Source organism: Burkholderia sp. Ac-20365 (assembly GCF_017104715.1).
Classification (GTDB): Bacteria; Pseudomonadota; Gammaproteobacteria; order Burkholderiales; family Burkholderiaceae; genus Paraburkholderia.
In genome coordinates, this window is the sequence record NZ_JAAGPI010000002.1 from 223,484 (window position 1) to 239,475 (window position 15,992).

At 62.2% G+C, this 15,992-nt stretch carries 12 protein-coding genes; 5 read left to right on the forward strand and 7 right to left on the reverse strand.

Annotated elements, in window-relative coordinates; all coding sequences use genetic code 11:
• Positions 1-167: 167 nt before the first annotated feature.
• The gene (locus G3O01_RS04335) at positions 168-494 is read right to left on the reverse strand and encodes a hypothetical protein (RefSeq protein WP_205803284.1); all 327 of its coding nucleotides are present in this window, start codon (positions 492-494) and stop codon (positions 168-170) included.
• Between the two features lie 264 nt (positions 495-758).
• On the opposite strand from G3O01_RS04335, the gene G3O01_RS04340 reads away from it, so the two are divergent.
• Both G3O01_RS04340 and G3O01_RS04345 read left to right on the forward strand, forming a co-directional pair.
• On the forward strand, positions 759-2,309 hold the full coding sequence (locus G3O01_RS04340) for a methyl-accepting chemotaxis protein (protein ID WP_205803285.1): 1,551 nt from the start codon (positions 759-761) through the stop codon (positions 2,307-2,309).
• Between the two features lie 173 nt (positions 2,310-2,482).
• A complete protein-coding gene (locus G3O01_RS04345; RefSeq protein ID WP_205803286.1) occupies positions 2,483-3,790 on the forward strand; it encodes a solute carrier family 23 protein in 1,308 nt (435 codons plus the stop codon).
• 54 nt (positions 3,791-3,844) lie between these two features.
• Here the strand turns inward: G3O01_RS04345 and G3O01_RS04350 are convergent, their stop codons facing one another.
• Positions 3,845-5,509, reverse strand: coding sequence for a Na+/H+ antiporter (locus G3O01_RS04350; RefSeq protein WP_205803287.1), 1,665 nt, complete (start codon positions 5,507-5,509; stop codon positions 3,845-3,847).
• A 372-nt stretch (positions 5,510-5,881) separates the two neighbouring features.
• Between G3O01_RS04350 and G3O01_RS04355 the strand changes: the two genes are divergently transcribed.
• Positions 5,882-7,156 carry an EAL domain-containing protein gene (locus G3O01_RS04355; protein ID WP_205803288.1) on the forward strand — a complete coding sequence of 425 codons (1,275 nt, stop codon included), beginning with the start codon at positions 5,882-5,884 and terminating at the stop codon, positions 7,154-7,156.
• Between the two features lie 40 nt (positions 7,157-7,196).
• On the forward strand, positions 7,197-7,898 hold the full coding sequence (locus tag G3O01_RS04360) for a copper homeostasis protein CutC (RefSeq protein WP_205803700.1): 702 nt from the start codon (positions 7,197-7,199) through the stop codon (positions 7,896-7,898).
• 755 nt (positions 7,899-8,653) lie between these two features.
• Here G3O01_RS04360 and G3O01_RS04365 read toward each other — a convergent pair.
• Positions 8,654-12,244, reverse strand: a complete 3,591-nt coding sequence (locus G3O01_RS04365; RefSeq protein WP_205803289.1) for an indolepyruvate ferredoxin oxidoreductase family protein — start codon at positions 12,242-12,244, stop codon at positions 8,654-8,656.
• Positions 12,245-12,587: 343 nt separating this feature from the next.
• Here G3O01_RS04365 and G3O01_RS04370 point away from each other — a divergent pair, with 343 nt between their 5' ends.
• Positions 12,588-13,205, forward strand: a complete 618-nt coding sequence (locus G3O01_RS04370) for a glutathione S-transferase (RefSeq protein WP_205803290.1) — start codon at positions 12,588-12,590, stop codon at positions 13,203-13,205.
• Between the two features lie 28 nt (positions 13,206-13,233).
• Here the strand turns inward: G3O01_RS04370 and G3O01_RS04375 are convergent, their stop codons facing one another.
• From G3O01_RS04375 to G3O01_RS04390, 4 genes are all read right to left on the reverse strand, one after another.
• Positions 13,234-14,172, reverse strand: coding sequence for an ion channel (locus G3O01_RS04375; protein WP_205803291.1), 939 nt, complete (start codon positions 14,170-14,172; stop codon positions 13,234-13,236).
• A gap of 152 nt (positions 14,173-14,324) precedes the next feature.
• The gene (locus tag G3O01_RS04380) at positions 14,325-14,570 is read right to left on the reverse strand and encodes a hypothetical protein (protein ID WP_205803292.1); all 246 of its coding nucleotides are present in this window, start codon (positions 14,568-14,570) and stop codon (positions 14,325-14,327) included.
• A 96-nt stretch (positions 14,571-14,666) separates the two neighbouring features.
• On the reverse strand, positions 14,667-14,888 hold the full coding sequence (locus G3O01_RS04385) for a hypothetical protein (protein WP_205803293.1): 222 nt from the start codon (positions 14,886-14,888) through the stop codon (positions 14,667-14,669).
• A 174-nt stretch (positions 14,889-15,062) separates the two neighbouring features.
• Positions 15,063-15,977 carry a carbohydrate kinase gene (locus G3O01_RS04390; protein WP_205803294.1) on the reverse strand — a complete coding sequence of 305 codons (915 nt, stop codon included), beginning with the start codon at positions 15,975-15,977 and terminating at the stop codon, positions 15,063-15,065.
• Between the last annotated feature and the right edge of the window lie 15 nt (positions 15,978-15,992).

Genomic DNA, 15,992 nt, shown 5'->3' on the forward strand with positions numbered 1-15,992 from the left:
AGGCTTTCGCGGCGTACACGCACTCACTCTGGACTGAAAAACGCGGTCGGCGTCGTAAGAGCGCTGAGGTGTGAAGCACTACGACCTACACACAGTTTGCCACCTGGGCGGCGCAAACCACTCGCTGCCGTTCGCTGTCCTACGGGTGATTGAAGTGGGTGAGGCGCTCATTCAAGGCATTGGCAGCGGGCATTGAATGGCAGGACGCCGTGTGAAGTGGAGGACCCTTTGGGGGCCCTCAGGCGGTGGTCAAGAATTGGCGGTGTTAGCCCGCTTTCTTTGCTTACTTTCTTTGCGGCGGCAAAGAAAGTAAGTGCCGCCCCGCACAGGGGCAACGCGTGAAGCACCGGTAACAAAACGCGGATGCCAGCGAAAAAACCAAAACCAACGACAAACCCAAAACCAACAACAAACCCAAAACCAACAACAAACCCAAAACCAACAACAAACCCAAAACCAAAAAACCAAAAAAAACCGCCCATGCCGGGGAGCATGAGCGGAAAGTCGGAGAGTTACAACATCGCTTGCGCTACTCAATCGGGGTCACGCAGCCTGAGCAGTGTAAGAAGCGAACGCAGCATTCCGATATCAGATAACTCCCAAAGCGCCAGCTCGAAAAAACAAAGCCAGGCACAAACCCTCATGCAGGGTTCCTTATGCCGTGCATCCGCACATCAAGTCCGCATAACTGACGCCGTAAAACCTTGCAGCCCGCCGGCCTGCGTCGCCTGCGCCAATGAACTGTCAAGGATCGCAACATGAAGTGGTTTGACCGCATGACTGTCTGGAAGAAGCTGCTGATCGCGTTTGCGATCGTGATTGCATTTGGCGTCGCGGTAGGCGTAGCGGGATTGTCGGCACTCGCGTCGATGCATGGCATTACCGAGGAAATCTCAAGCCGCCACATGGACGGCCTCTACTGGATGGAGGAAGCAAACCGCTACAAGATCGACAGCGATCTCGATGCGGCGAATCTCGGCTATGCACCCGACGAAGCCGCGCGCCAGAAACTGAAGGACGATATCGTCGCGTCGCTGAAGCACATGCACGCTGCGTATGCGCGCTATCGCGAGACGATCCCGGGCGGTGACGGACAACCGCAGTTCGACGACGTGCTGCGCAAGACCGACGCATGGGAAGCAATCGTGCATCAACAGATCGGGTTGCAGCCGGTTCCGCCCGGCGTCGACAACGCCGAACTGGTGCGGCGCGCGATTGCCGCAAGCGAGGCGCTGCGCGATGCGATCGTCGTGCTGATCGATTACCGCCGCAAGCAGGCGAACACCGCGCAGCACGAAGCGGGCGCCGAATACGCGAGCATGCGCGTGGTGCTGTCGTTACTCGTGCTCGCGTCGATGGTGGTGGGCGCGGCGTTCGCGTGGCTGATCGCGCGGCGTCTCACGCGCCAGCTCGGCGGCGAGCCGGATTACGCGGCGCACATTGCGGGCCGCATCGCTGCGGGCGATCTGGTCGTGCGCGTCGATACGCGAGCCGGTGACACCACGAGCCTGCTTTTCGCACTCGCCAACATGCGCGAGCAACTGGCGTCGATTGTCGGCAGGATCAGCGAGTCGAGCGAATCGATCCTGCTCGCATCGGGCGAAATCGCGCAGGGCAATACCGACCTGTCGCAGCGCACCGAAGAACAGGCTGCGTCGCTCGAAGAAACCGCATCGAGCATGGAGCAACTGACGGCAACCGTTCGCCAGAACGCCGACAACGCGCAGCAGGCGGGCGGCGTGGCGCGCGGCGCATCGGAAGTCGCGGTGCGCGGCAGCAACCTGGTCGGCGACGTGGTCGAGACGATGCGCGAACTCGCGGCCGGCTCGAAGCGGATGACGGACATCATCGGTGTGATCGAAAGCATCGCGTTTCAGACGAATATCCTCGCGCTGAACGCCGCCGTCGAAGCGGCGCGCGCGGGCGAACAGGGCCGAGGCTTTGCCGTCGTCGCCGGCGAAGTGCGCGCGCTCGCACAGCGCAGCGCGGTGTCGGCGAAAGAGATCAAGGAACTGATCGAAAGCTCGACGTCGCGCGTGGACAGCGGCGCAGTGCTCGCCGAGCGCGCGGGCCGCACGATGGCGGAAGTCACGCAGGCCGTGCAGCGGATGACCGACATCATGGGCGAAATCTCGGCGGCGTCGAGCGAGCAGAGCACTGGCATCGAACAGGTGAACCGCGCCGTCGCGCAGATGGACGAAGTCACGCAGCAAAACGCGGCGCTCGTCGAACAGGCGGCGGCCGCCGCAGGCGCGATGGCCGATCAGGCACGCCACCTGAAAACGTCTGTCGCGGTGTTTTCGCTTTGATACAACACTCGAAAGATCACGCTGCACGGCACCATTTCGCGCGGCTTGTCAGCGCCAGGCGCTCTCCGTACACTCGCGCGTAGTTCAAGAATCCCATCCTGGACCGCGCCGCAGCCTCACGCAAAACGCGGCGCTCCACACAAGATCTACGCCAATAGAGGAGAACCCCCGCGATGGCCGATTCCTGGTTTCCGCGCTGGCGCGTCCAGCCACAAAGCGTCGAAGGGCGCGTCGTCAATATCGATGAGCGCCTTCCCGGCCCGCAAATGCTTGCAATGGGCATTCAGCACGTCGTCGCGATGTTCGGCTCGACGGTGCTCGCGCCGCTGCTGATGGGCTTCGATCCCAATCTGTGCATTTTCATGTCGGGCATCGGCACGTTGCTGTTCTTCGTGCTGGTCGGCGGCCGCGTGCCGAGCTATCTCGGTTCGAGCTTCGCGTTCATCGGTCTCGTAATCGCGATCACCGGCTACACAGGGCAAGGCCCGAACATGAATATTCCCGTCGCGCTCGGCGGGATCATTGCGTGCGGGATCGCGTACATCGTTATCGGACTGATTGTGTCGGCAGTCGGCACCGCGTGGATCGAGACGCTGATGCCGCCCGTCGTGACGGGCTCGATCGTCGCCGTGATCGGTCTGAATCTCGCGCCGATCGCTGTCAAGGGCGTGAGCGGCAGCGCGTTCGATTCGTACATGGCGCTCGTGACTGTGCTCTGCGTCGGCGCGGTGGCCGTGTTCGCGCGCGGCATGTTGCAACGTCTGCTGATTCTCGTTGGCCTGCTGATCGCCTACGTGATCTACGCGATCGTCACGAACGGCATGGGGATGGGCAAGCCCATCGATTTCTCGGTCGTCGCGAACGCCGCGTGGTTCGGTATGCCGCATTTCATGGCGCCCGTGTTCAACGGCCAGGCGATGGCGCTGCTCGCGCCTGTCGCGGTAATTCTGGTTGCTGAAAACCTCGGTCACATCAAGGCAGTCAGCGCAATGACGGGGAAGAACCTGGACGGTTACATCGGTCGCGCATTTATCGGCGATGGTCTGGCAACGGTCGTGTCGGGTTTCGCGGGCGGCACGGGTGTCACGACCTACGCTGAAAACATCGGCGTGATGGCTGTGACGAAAATCTACTCGACGCTAGTCTTCGTGATCGCGGCAGTGATCGCGCTGATTCTCGGCTTCTCGCCGAAGTTCGGCGCCGTGATCCAGACGATTCCGGGCCCGGTGCTGGGTGGTGTGTCGATCGTCGTGTTCGGTCTGATCGCAGTGACGGGCGCGCGTATCTGGGTCGTCAACAAGGTCGACTTTTCCGACAACCGCAATCTGATCGTCGCGGCTGTGACGCTGGTGCTCGGCGCCGGTGACTTCTCGCTGAAGTTCGGCGGCTTCGCGCTCGGCGGTATCGGCACCGCGACGTTCGGCGCGATCATTCTGTACGCGCTGCTGCGTCGTAAAGGTCCGCAAGAGCCGGCTGTGTGATGCAGTAATCCGCGTGCGAAAAACGGGCGCCTTCGAATTCAGGGCGCCCGTTTTTTATTTCATCTCTTTGCCGCGCGTCAGCAGCGCGGTCTCCGACAGATCCACTTCACGCATCAGCTTGTTCATCGTGTCGTCGTTGATTAGCAGGCTGTTGCGCAGGTTCAGCAGTGTCGCGCGTTCCGCACGCATCGCGGCGAGCTTCATCTGGAACTCGAATGCTTCGGCGCGCCGCGCGCTTTCGGCGGGTTCCATGTCGTCGTCGAGTGTCGCGAGACGGCGGCGGTAGATGTTCATCACGCGGGCGGTCACGTCGGCGGCATGCGCGGACGAGGCTTCGTCGAGATCGGCGGTGGCGCTTTCCTGCAAATCGTCGATGGCGCGAATCGCCGCTTGCGCTGCCTGAATGCGCGCGGAACGTTCTTCGGCAGCATGCGGATCGGCGCGGCGGCGCGCGCCGTTCATCAATAGCGGCAAGCCGACCACGGCAACCAGCAGCGACACGAGAATCACGCCCGAGGCGATGAAGATCGCGGTATCTCGCCCGGGCAACGGTTGTCCGTTCATCAACGCAACAGGCAGCGACAGCACGCCCGCAAGCGTCACCGCGCCGCGTACGCCCGCAATCGTCGTGATGGACACGGTGCGCAAACCCGGCACCGCATTCGCGACGCCTTGCTTCGCCGCGCCGCGGCTCGCGAACCAGCGCAGAAGCCAGACCCACACGAAGCGCAACGCGTACAGCGCGACCGAGACAGCAGCGACATAGAAGATCAGCCGCAACTCGGAGCCGCTCGCTTCTTCATGCGCATCGAGCAGCGCGCGGCCGATGATGTGCGGAAACTGCAGGCCGAGCAGAATAAAGACCATGCCGTTGAAGACGAACTCGATCATCGTCCATGTGACGCTTGCCCGCACGCGCGCCGATGCGGGACTGGTGCTCGCGAACGTCGAGTAGTTCATCGCCATACCTGCAGCGACGGCGGCGAGAATGCCGGAGAACCCGAAATGCTCGGCAAACAGATACGCGGCGAACGGAATCAGCATCGTCATCACGACGCCGGGCGCGGGATCGCCTTCTTCGGTGAGGTTGAGAAAACGTGTCGATGCAAAGCTGAAGAGCCATGCAACGGCCACGCCTGTCGCGAGCCCGCCGAGCGCGATGATGACGAAGCTCACCGATGCATCGCGCAGAGAGAACACGCCCGTCAGCGCCGCGGCGACTGCGAACTTCAACGCGACGAGACCCGACGCGTCGTTCATCAGCGCTTCGCCTTCGAGGATGTGCATCAGATGCTCGGGCAAGCGGTTACGTCCGGCGATGCCCGACAGCGCGACGGCATCCGTTGGCGACAGCACAGCCGCGAGCGCGAACGCGACGGGCAGCGAGATCGACGGCACCATCGCGTGAATGAAGTAGCCGACAGCGACCACCGTCATGAACACGAGGCCGAGCGCGAGCATCAGGATCGAGCGGCGCTGCATGAAGAACTCGCGCTTCGGAATGCGCCAGCCGTCCGCGAACAGCAGCGGCGGAATAAAGAGCATCATGAAGAGTTCAGGATCGAAGGTGACGTGCAGGCCGAGACGCGGCCACGCGAGCAACGCACCGAAGGCGATCTGCACGAGTGGCAGCGGCAGCTTGAATGGCATCAGCCGTACGACAACGCCCGAAGCGGCGACGGCGAGCAGCAGGATCAGAACGGTGAAGACGATATCCATCGGCGGCAGATGTGGGAACGAAGCAGTGGCGCGCAACGGCAAACACGGGCCATCGCGCGAAGGGTAGCACCGCGTCTGGAAAGACGATGCGGTGCGTCGGTCAGCCCGAAGTGTAGCCCGATCGTGTGAAAGTGCGCTCCGAAGGCTGCAAGTCATTCGAAAGCGTATTGCACCTTCGCAGTGCATCGCGCGCCCTCACGCGAAGCATGCCCCTCCCGCGCGGTGCAATGTTCGATGCAGATTTCCTCTATACGTGCGGCACCGTGCGCATGGACCTTGCTTAATAGGAACTGATAACGCACATTTCGAGGACGGCCGCGGCTCTTTCGCAATCGCGACGCGCGCGCCGGGACTCTTGCGTGAGAGGATTGCATGACCATTGCGCAACAGGAAAAGATAGCAGTGCCGCACGGCTTCGAACTCAGCATGACCTCGGGCCTGCAGCGCTATTCGGTGCAACACGGCGACCTGTCGCTCACCAGCGTCTTCCAGCCGATATTCAGCCTGTCGCACATGCGTGCCGTGGGCTATGAAGGCTTGCTGCGCGCACACGACCCATTCGATCGCGTGGTGCCGCCCATCGATGTCTTCGGCAATGCGGCGCGGGTCGGCGACGTGCTGCATGTCGACCGTCTCGCGCAGTCGCTGCACCTGGAGAACTTCAAGGTGCTCGGCGCGGAGCGCGAGTGGCTGTTCCTCAATGTCCATCCGGGCGTGCTGATCGATTCGTATCATTCGGCGGCGCTGCTCGCGAATCTGCGACGGCTGAATCTGTCGCCGCGACGCATCGTGCTCGAAGTGCTGGAGCAGAGCGCGGAAGACATCGAACGGCTTGCCGATGCGGTGCGCCAGTTCCGCGAGCGCGGCTTTCTGATCGCACTCGACGACTTCGGTGCCGGGCATTCGAACATCGAGCGTATCTGGCAACTGAATCCGGACATCGTGAAGCTCGATCGCATCATGCTGTCGCACGCGGCGCATCGCGCGGATGTGGCGTCGATTTTGCCGGGGCTCGTTGCGCTGCTGCACGAGGCGGGCAAGCTGGTGTTGATCGAAGGTGTCGAGACGGAGCATGAGGCGCACATGGCACTCGAATGCAATGTCGATTTCGTGCAGGGCTTTTTCTTTGGACGCCCGCATCCGGGTCTTGCGGACGCAGCGCATGCGACGGCGTGCATTGGCGAGTTGACCGAGCGATACCAGACGCAGACGGTGGAACGCGAGCGGCGCAACGCGTCGCGGCTGGCGCCGTACATCCGTGCGTTCGAGCGCGCGGCGGAGCGGCTTGCTGCAGGCGAACTGCTCGACGAAGTGTGCTGGAATTTTCTTGCGCTCGATCACGCGGCGCGTTGCTATCTGCTCGACGACAAGGGGCGGCAGGCGGGCCGCAATGTCGTGCTGCGCGCGGACCGTGCGTCGCACGAGACGCGTTTCCTGCCTTTATCCGATGCGCAGGGCGCGAACTGGCTGCGTCGCCCGTATTTCCGCACGGCGATGGATGCGCCCGAGCGCGTGCACGTGACGCGTCCCTATCTGTCGATCAACGAGGCGGTGCCTTGCGTGACGTTGTCGGTGGCGACGCAGATTGGCAGCCGGATGTGTGTGCTGTGCGGCGATATCGACTGGTACGAGGAGCCGCGCTTCTGAGATCATGTCGAGTGTGTTTTTCACGACGTGACTCTTGGATATGCGAAACGAACGGGTGTTGCTCGAGGTCATTGCGACGACAGTCGCCGATGCGGTTGCCGCTGAGCGCGGCGGGGCGGACCGGCTTGAACTCGTGACGGCGATGGGCGAGGGCGGGTTGACGCCGAGCATCGGGATGATCGAGGCCATCGTCGCGGCTGTGTCGATTCCCGTGAACGTGATTGTGCGGCCGCACAGCCGGTCGTTTGTTTACGATGCGGATGATTTCGCTGTGATGCTGCGGGATGTGCGGGCGGCGAAGCTTGCTGGAGCGAATGCGGTTGTGGTGGGAATGTTGACTGCGTCGCGTGAGGTTGATCGCGATGGGTTGCAGCGTGTTGTCGATGCTGCTGATGGGATGCCTGTCACGTTTCATCGAGCGTTTGATGAGGCGCGTGATCTGCTTGAGGCGCTCGATGTGCTGCTTGAGTTTGATCGTGTCACTAATGTGCTGACTTCGGGTGGGGCGGGTTCGGTGCTTGATGCTGTTGCTGAGATTCAAGCGCTCGTGGCACGTGCTGCTCGATCACATTGCACGGTGCTGGCGGGCGCTGGTTTGACTGTTGAGCGTGTTGCTGAGTTTGTTTGCGCTACGCGCGTTAGGGCTGTGCATTTTGGGTCTGGTGTTCGGTTTGGCGCGCAAGGGGTTGCTGCTGTTGATGTTGAGAAGGTGCGGGTTGTGCGGCGTGCTTTGGATTGTTGATGGCGTTTTGGGCTTGGTTGTCTGCGACGCTTGGTTTGGTTTTTTATGGCTTTGCGCTGGCATCCGCGTTTTGTTATTGGTTTGCCTGGGTTGCCCCTGTGCGGGGCGGCACCTACTTTTCTTTGCCGCGGCAAAGAAAAGTAGGCAAAAGAAAGCCGCTGAACACCGCCCGTTCTTGACCACCGCCTGAGGGCCCCCAACAGTTCCTCCGCTTCACACGGCAACCTGCCTTTCACTGCCCGCTGCCAACACTCTGATTGAGCGCCTCACCCGCTTCACACCCCCGCGTCGCCGCTAGCGCGATCAAATCGCACGCGTTCTATAGTGGCAAACTGTGTGTAGGCTTTCGCGGCGTACACGCATCACTCCAGACTCAAAAACACGATCGGTGTCGTAAGAGCGCTGAGGTGTGGAGTACTACGACCTACACACAGTTTGCCACCTGGGCGGCCGTAACCAATCGCTGCCGGTTGCTGTGCTACGGGTGATTGAAGTGGGTGAGGCGATTATTCGAAGCGCTGGCAACGGGCGTGCACTGAGAAGTTGCCGTGTGAAGGATAAGACCCGTTGGGGGCCCTCAGGCGGAGGTCAGGAAACGGGCGGTGTTAGCCCGCTTTCTTTGCTTACTTTCTTTGCGGCGGCAAAGAAAGTAAGTGCCGCCCCGCACAGGGGCAACGCCTGAAGCACGAAGGCAAGTCGCGGACGCCAGCGAAAGCAAAAGCAAACCAAACCAGCGTCGCAGACAACAATATCCCTCACTTAGCTACAACAACAGGAATCCCCCGCAACGTCCCCAACCCTTTAGCCTCATCGAGAGCCATGCTAACAGCCGCCCCAGTCGCGGCCTCGACATGCAATCCAGAGACCAAAACCCGCTCGCTGTGCTTAACAGCAGCCAGATTAGCGAGCTTCACATGCCCATACCCCCGCACCCGCGAGTGCAACTCAGCAAGCTTCACAACATCATCAGCGCTAGCAACATCGAAAACATCAAAAGCCCGCCGCATGGTCTCGTCATAGTCGAGTGACAATTGACGCTCCATACGCCGCTCGACAGTGCGGCCAAACGGATCGAGCATCGTGCCGCGCAGCCCGCGCCATTTCGCCATCACACCAAACACCGGCCACATCCATTGACCGAACGTCTTCTTCTGCGGCGTCGCGCCGTGCTTCACGCGTGAAATCGTCGGCGGCGCAAGGTTGAACTTCACACCGAAGTCCTTGCCTGCAACACCTTCGAATTGCGCCTCGAGCGCCGTACGGAACGCGGGATCGCTATGCAGGCGCGCGACTTCATACTCATCCTTCACGGCAAGCAACCGATAAAACGTCGTCGCAACAGCGCGGCTCAAGCGTTCGTCGATTGCACCTTCGAGCTTGCGTTCCGCCTCGCGCGCAGCATCAACCAGCGAACGATAACGCTTCACATAAGCGGCGCCGCCATAAGCCATCAAACGCGCTTCGCGATCCGCGATCAACGCAGCGATCGTTTCCAGCGATACAGCAGGCTTTGTCGCATGACGCTGCGTCCACAACGCTTCGAGCCCGACAGGATCAGCAGCAGCCATGCGGCCAATCGAGAACGCGAGCTGGTTCATCTGTACAGCAACGTTGTTCAGTTCGATGGCGCGCATCATCGCCGCAAACGACACAGGCACGAGGCCAAGTTGCCACGCATAGCCGAGCATCAGAATGTTCGCGCCGATCGTATCGCCGAGAAAGCGCGTCGCCAGCGCCTGCGCATCACACGATGACATGCGCTCTTCGCCCGCCGCATGACGCATCTTGTCGAGCAATGCATCAGCATGCAGATTTGCATCCGGGTTCTGTACGAACGAGGCATTCGGAATTGCGTGCGTATTGACGACGATCCGCGTGCGGCCATGACGCACCGTTTGCAACGCATCAGCGCTTGCGCCGACCACCATGTCGCAGGCGAGCAGCACGTCGGCCTGCTGCGTGTCGATGCGTACCTGGTTCAACCACTCATCGCGCGCAGCGAAACGCACGAACGACAACACCGAGCCGCCTTTCTGCGCAAAGCCCATGAAATCCAGCACCGATGCGCTCTTGCCTTCCAGATGCGCCGCCATGCTGATCAGCGCGCCAACCGTCACGACGCCCGTGCCGCCGACGCCCGTTACGAGGATGTCGTACGGCGCGGCGTCGAGTTGTGTCGCCGGCACAGGCAATGCGTCGACGCGTGCCGCCAGCGCGGTTGCATCGAATGCGACGCCCGCTGCCTTCTTCAGCTTGCCGCCTTCGATCGTTACGAAGCTCGGGCAGAAGCCGTTCACGCACGAATAGTCCTTGTTGCACGACGATTGATCGATGCGGCGCTTGCGTCCCAGCGGCGTTTCAACGGGTTCGACGGACAGACAGTTCGACTGCACGCCGCAATCGCCGCAGCCTTCGCACACTTCTTCGTTGATGAACAGACGCTTGTCCGGATCAGGGAATTCGCCCTTCTTGCGGCGACGACGCTTTTCAGCCGCACAGGTCTGGTCATAGATCAGCACCGTCACGCCGTCGATATCGCGCAACTCGCGCTGCACCTTGTCCAACTCGCTGCGGTGATGGAACGTCGTGCCCTTCGGAAACAGGCCATGGTGGCCGTCGTACTTTTCCGGCTCGTCGCTGACCACGACGAAATGCGATACGCCTTCCGCTTCGACCTGACGCGCGATCTGCGGCACCGAGATGCTGCCGTCGACCGGCTGGCCGCCCGTCATCGCGACGGCGTCGTTGTAGAGAATCTTGTACGTGATCGTCGCTTTCGCCGCGACGGCCTGGCGGATCGCGAGAATGCCCGAGTGGAAGTACGTACCGTCGCCGAGATTCTGGAATACGTGGCGCGTTTTCGTGAACATCGAATGCGCGGCCCAGTCGACGCCTTCGCCACCCATCTGGATCAGGCCCGTCGTGTCGCGCTCCATCCACGAAGCCATGAAGTGACAGCCGATGCCCGCCTGCGCGATCGAGCCTTCCGGCACTTTCGTCGATGTGTTGTGCGGGCAGCCCGAGCAGAAGTACGGCGTGCGCTTCACGGCATCGGCGGCATTCGAGAGAATCTGCGGTGCGACGAGATCGACCACGCGCTCGCGGCGATCGAGCGCCGGCTTGTGCTTCGCAAGCCAGTTCGCGAACACGGGCAGAATGCGCGACGGCCGCAGTTCACCGAGCGACGACAGCAGCATCGAGCCATCCTGAGCATGCTTGCCGACGATCACCGGCCGCGCGCCTTCGGTGCGGTTGTAGAGATAGTCCTTGATCTGCTGCTCGATCACGGGGCCTTTCTCTTCGATCACGAGCACTTCGGAAAGGCCTGAGACGAACGCATCGATGCGCGTCATTTCCAGCGGAAACGACAGGCCCACCTTGTAGATGCGCACGCCTGCCTGTTCGAGATCGGCGACGGTGAGATCGAGCCGGCGCAGCGCTTCCATCAGGTCGAGATGCGCCTTGCCGCACGTGATGATGCCGACGTTCGCGTGCGGGCTCGGCGCGATCCACTTGTCGATGCTGTTGAAGCGCGCGAAGTGGCGCACGGCGTCGAGTTTCGCGTGCAGGCGCTGTTCGATTGTGAGACTCGGCAGATCGGGCCAACGGTTATGCAGACCGCCTGCGGGCGGCTGGAAGCCTTCGGGCGCGGGCCAATCCATCTGCAGCGCGTCGAGATCAACGGTCGAGCCGGATTCGACCGTTTCGGAGATCGCCTTGTAGCCGACCCACGCGCCCGAGTAGCGCGACAGCGCCCAGCCGTACACGCCGAACTCCAGCATGTCCGCGATGCTCGACGGATTCACCACCGGCATATGCCACGCGATCATCGCGAAGTCGCTCTGATGCGGCATCGACGACGACACGCAGCCGTGGTCGTCGCCCGCTACGACCAGCACGCCGCCATGCTGCGACGAGCCGTACGCGTTGCCGTGCTTGAGCGCGTCGCCGGCGCGGTCGACGCCGGGGCCCTTGCCGTACCACATCGCATAGACGCCATCGACGGTGCGTTCGGGGTCCGCTTCGACACGCTGCGTGCCGAGCACGGCGGTGCCCCCGAGTTCCTCGTTGATCGCGGGCAGGAAGCGGACGTCGTTCGCTTCGAGCAGCTTTTTCGCCTTCCACAGTTGCTGGTCGACCATGCCGAGCGGCGAGCCGCGATAGCCGCTGATGAAACCGGCCGTGTTCAGGCCGCGCGCCTTGTCGAGCTGGCGTTGCATCAGCGCGAGGCGCACCAGCGCCTGCGTGCCCGTCAGGAAGATGCGGCCGCGCGTGGCGGTGAGGTTGTCCGAGAGGCGGTAATCGGCGAGTGCGGGGGTGCCGTCGATGGGTAGACGAGCGGTCATTGTGGAGTCTCCGTTTTTTGTTTCGTCGGCGGCCTGTGTCGCGGATCGGCGTTGCAACGAAAGAGACTCCATTCTTTCGCGTCAATTGGAGAAGATTCTTGCTACTTTTTGCAGCAGATTCGTTTGCTGCGAGATGATCCCAGTCATTCCGGCTCGTATTGAGATAGATCCACTGCTTTGGACGCCATGGCTGTTTGTAAGCCGATGGCGGGTGCTGTTCGTAAGGGCTTTCCCGCTCACGCCTATGCCATTCGGACGACGTTTGCGAATCCCGTCCTTGAGTTACGCTATGTCCACGGTGCAGTGATCCGAGTGCAGCCTTGCAAGGGATAGGAGATCGACAATGAAACTGTATTACTGGCCGAAAACACGAGCCTTCCGCGCTCTATGGATGCTCGAGGAAACCGGCGCGCCGTATGAACTGGCGCGCGTGAACCTACGCACAGGCGAGCAGGACACCACTGACTTCCACCACGTCAACCCGATGTGCAAACTTCCCGCGCTCGATGACAACGGCGTGCAGGTCGCCGAATCGGGTGCCGTGCTGCTGTATCTGGCCGACCGTTTCCCCGAAGCGAATCTCGGCGCACCCATCGGCGATCCGTTGCGCGGTCGCTTCCTGCAGTGGCTCTTTTTCACACCCGGCTGTCTCGAACCCGCGATGGCCGAGAAGATGACGGGCGCGTCGGGCAATTCGTTCAGCTTCGGCTGGGGCAATCTGGAGCGTGTGAAGGCAGCCATCGACATGGCACTCGACGAAGGCGAATGGCTGCTCGGTCAGCGCTTTTCTGCCGCAGATCTGCTGCTCGCGGGCACGCTGCAGATCGCGTTTGTCGCGAAGCTGCTGGAACCGTCGGGGCGCATCGGTGAATACGTCGAGCGGGCAATTTCACGCGAAGGCCACGCGCGAGCGATGGCGATCGAGCAGCGCGAGATCGATGCGTTGAAAGCGAAGCATTAGGCCCCGGCGCGGCAAAAGGCCCCGACGCTCAGCCCGTCGGCGCCTGCTGCAACTCGTGCGGCCGCAGCGGCTCGACATCGTCGAAATGCGAGTAGTCGATATGGCTTACGCCGTTCACTTCGCGGATCAGATCGACGAAGCGGTGCTGCCAGCGTATGTCTTCGCTGGGCCACGAGTAGCGCGCCTGCATCGTCTGCGCGGTGTTTTCGTCCGATCCCTCTATCGTGATCAGCAGCGACGCGTCCTGCTCTTCGAGGCTCTCGGGCGTCTGGCCGAACAGCGGACTGTTCTCGTCGATGACATGCATCAGATTCCAGCCGAGATAGAACATCGGCTGCTGATCGCGCACCAGCCGGAGGTCGTAGATCTTGCGGAGCACGTAACCTTCCGACGACTGCTCGACGCGCATCAGCCGCAGCCGCGCACGTGCCTCGATGATCACGTTCTGGCGGGCGTTGGCGGCGCGCACCATCAGCGTGGTGCGTCCGTCGATCGGGCGCACGATCGCGTAGCGCGAGAACATGATCTTTGCGCGCGGCCGCGAAAAGCGCGCGAAGATCAGCCCCGTGGCGAGCGCGATGCCCGACATGCCGACGAAGATTTCCAGCGTCGCAACAAGATGCCCATAGAGCGTCTGCGGATGCATGTCGCCATAGCCGACCGTCGCGAGTGTTTCGACGCTGAAGAAGAACGCGCCCGCAAACCCCTTCGGATTCTGATTGGCAATGTTCGCGCCGCCGAGTTCATACAGCGACGCGAATACCGAATTCAGCACGAGAAACAGAAACGCGAGCGAGAAGAAGAACACGGGCCAGCTGATCGTCAGCGCGCGGTGATAGAGGTCTTGCCAGACGCGCAACGGCAACCCATGCGCGATGACAGTATGCGAGCGCACGCGAACTTTCCGGTCAAGAAGCCGGCCTTTGCGCGCGGGATGATGGTTGGATTCGGGCGGAGTCGCGCTCATTGTTTTTCTGTTCTGCAGACAGGGGAGTCTCGCAGCGTCACAGGCGCGGCCGTGACGCACGGCGCCCGCTGCGGCGACTAGTGTAGCCCGGCCGCCCGCTCACAGGGCGGCGTTATGCGATTGCAAGTTTCGCGAGCGCTGCCACCGGCGAATCAGGGAAATGCGCGCGGCTTCGGCACGCCCGCGCCGTGCTCGATATCGGCAACGGCCTGCTGGTGCGCCGTCTCGACAGCTTCGGCTTCCGTTGCAAAGCCAGCGTCACCGCCTACCGTGGTCCAGCGCTGCACGGCGTGGTCACGATGCCGGATTTCGTATTCCGCGTCCCAACGCGCGCCCTGAAGTTCGAGCGGCCGCACATGTATCGCGTACACGCCGTAGAGAAAGAGCGGTTCTGCCATGATCGCCTCCGCCTGTTCAGTGAAGAAAAGGTCGTCGGCGTGGCGCGCGGCGGACGCGCCACGTCTGCCTCGATTCAAAACCTGCTGGCTATCGTTCTATAGTTCGATCTCGCCGAGAATTCTGTGGGCCAGCGCTTTTGCGTCTTCGAGCGCTTCTTCTGCGGTCGGCGAGGTGGCTTCGACTTCGTAGACGGTGTCTTCCGTTCCGTCGCCTTCGTCACGCGACAGCGCAACGATGCCCTGATACTGCCCGCCATCTACCGGGCGGACGGTCGCCGTCGCCGTATAGAGACCTTTGGTGTAGGTGACGTCCTCCATGATGCATCTCCAGCAAGGGGGAGATTCCATCCTAGCACGCGATTTCGACGCTCACATGAAGGCACCCCGACGCGGGTTAGCGTGCCTTTCGGGCGCGTCGAGGCGTCGGCTGGAAGAGGACGGAGTTGCGGGCCAGGGCGTCCGCCGGCAACTTCTTCCGCAAATTGCGCGTGCTTAGTCCTGCAGCAGCGACACCACTTCATCGAGCGTCGGCGAATGCGCGCCCGAATGGCGGCACGCCGCCGCGCCGGCTGCGAGCGAGAACGCCAGATGCTCTTCCCACTTGCGTTGCGGCGCCGTCATCAGACTGAACAGCAGGCCGCCGATCGACGCATCGCCCGCACCGACGGTATCCGCAACGGCAACACGCGGCGGCTTCGCCTCGACGATGCGCTCGCCGTCGATCAGCGTCGCCGTCTCCGAGCCGCGCGTTACGAGCACGATCGCTTTCGGATTCATCGCGCGCAACTGGGCGAGGGCGGCTGCTTCGTCGTCGGTCTTGAACAGCAGGCGCAGGTCTTCGTCGGATACCTTGATCAGATCGGCGAGCGCGGCCATCTTGCGCAGCGTCGGCTCGTAGCCGTGCGCCATCAGATTGCGGTAGTTCGGATCGAAGCTGATCTTCACGCCTCGCGCGCGCAAGTCGGCGGCGAGCTTCGCGAGCGTTTCTCCAAGCGGTTGACGCACGAGGCTGATGCAGCCGAAATGCGCCCACTTCACATGCGACATCCAGCCTTCCGGCAGCTTCGACGGATCGAAGGCGAGGTCGGCGCTGTTGTCGCCCATGAAGAAGTACGCGGGCGGATGCGTCTGGTGCACGACCGCCAGCAGCGGCGCGCGCTCGACGCGCTGCATGAAACGCATGTCGAGGCCGGCGGTCTCGCTCGCGTTCCACAGATCGTCGGAGAAATTGTCGACGCCAAGCGATCCGGCGCAGGCTGTCGGCAGGCCAAGCCGCGCGACCGCGCGCGCGACGTTCCAGCCCGCGCCGCCCGGCACGGACAGCCAGCTTGCAGGACCCGTGCGCACGAGATCGGTGAGGATGTCGCCGGCGGAAACAAAATCGGGAAATTCAGGGCTCGCGCTCATATTGCTCACCGTACG

Bases quoted from the DNA above. Each gene is read 5' to 3' on its own strand.
- G3O01_RS04360 (WP_205803700.1), top strand. From the start codon at position 7,197: ATGCGAAACGAACGGGTGTTGCTCGAGGTCATTGCGACGACAGTCGCC.
- G3O01_RS04340 (WP_205803285.1), top strand. From the start codon at position 759: ATGAAGTGGTTTGACCGCATGACTGTCTGGAAGAAGCTGCTGATCGCG.
- G3O01_RS04370 (WP_205803290.1), top strand. From the start codon at position 12,588: ATGAAACTGTATTACTGGCCGAAAACACGAGCCTTCCGCGCTCTATGG.
- G3O01_RS04390 (WP_205803294.1), bottom strand. From the start codon at position 15,977: ATGAGCGCGAGCCCTGAATTTCCCGATTTTGTTTCCGCCGGCGACATC.
- G3O01_RS04345 (WP_205803286.1), top strand. From the start codon at position 2,483: ATGGCCGATTCCTGGTTTCCGCGCTGGCGCGTCCAGCCACAAAGCGTC.
- G3O01_RS04350 (WP_205803287.1), bottom strand. From the start codon at position 5,509: ATGGATATCGTCTTCACCGTTCTGATCCTGCTGCTCGCCGTCGCCGCT.
- G3O01_RS04375 (WP_205803291.1), bottom strand. From the start codon at position 14,172: ATGAGCGCGACTCCGCCCGAATCCAACCATCATCCCGCGCGCAAAGGC.
- G3O01_RS04335 (WP_205803284.1), bottom strand. From the start codon at position 494: ATGCTCCCCGGCATGGGCGGTTTTTTTTGGTTTTTTGGTTTTGGGTTT.
- G3O01_RS04385 (WP_205803293.1), bottom strand. From the start codon at position 14,888: ATGGAGGACGTCACCTACACCAAAGGTCTCTATACGGCGACGGCGACC.
- G3O01_RS04365 (WP_205803289.1), bottom strand. From the start codon at position 12,244: ATGACCGCTCGTCTACCCATCGACGGCACCCCCGCACTCGCCGATTAC.
- G3O01_RS04355 (WP_205803288.1), top strand. From the start codon at position 5,882: ATGACCATTGCGCAACAGGAAAAGATAGCAGTGCCGCACGGCTTCGAA.
- G3O01_RS04380 (WP_205803292.1), bottom strand. From the start codon at position 14,570: ATGGCAGAACCGCTCTTTCTCTACGGCGTGTACGCGATACATGTGCGG.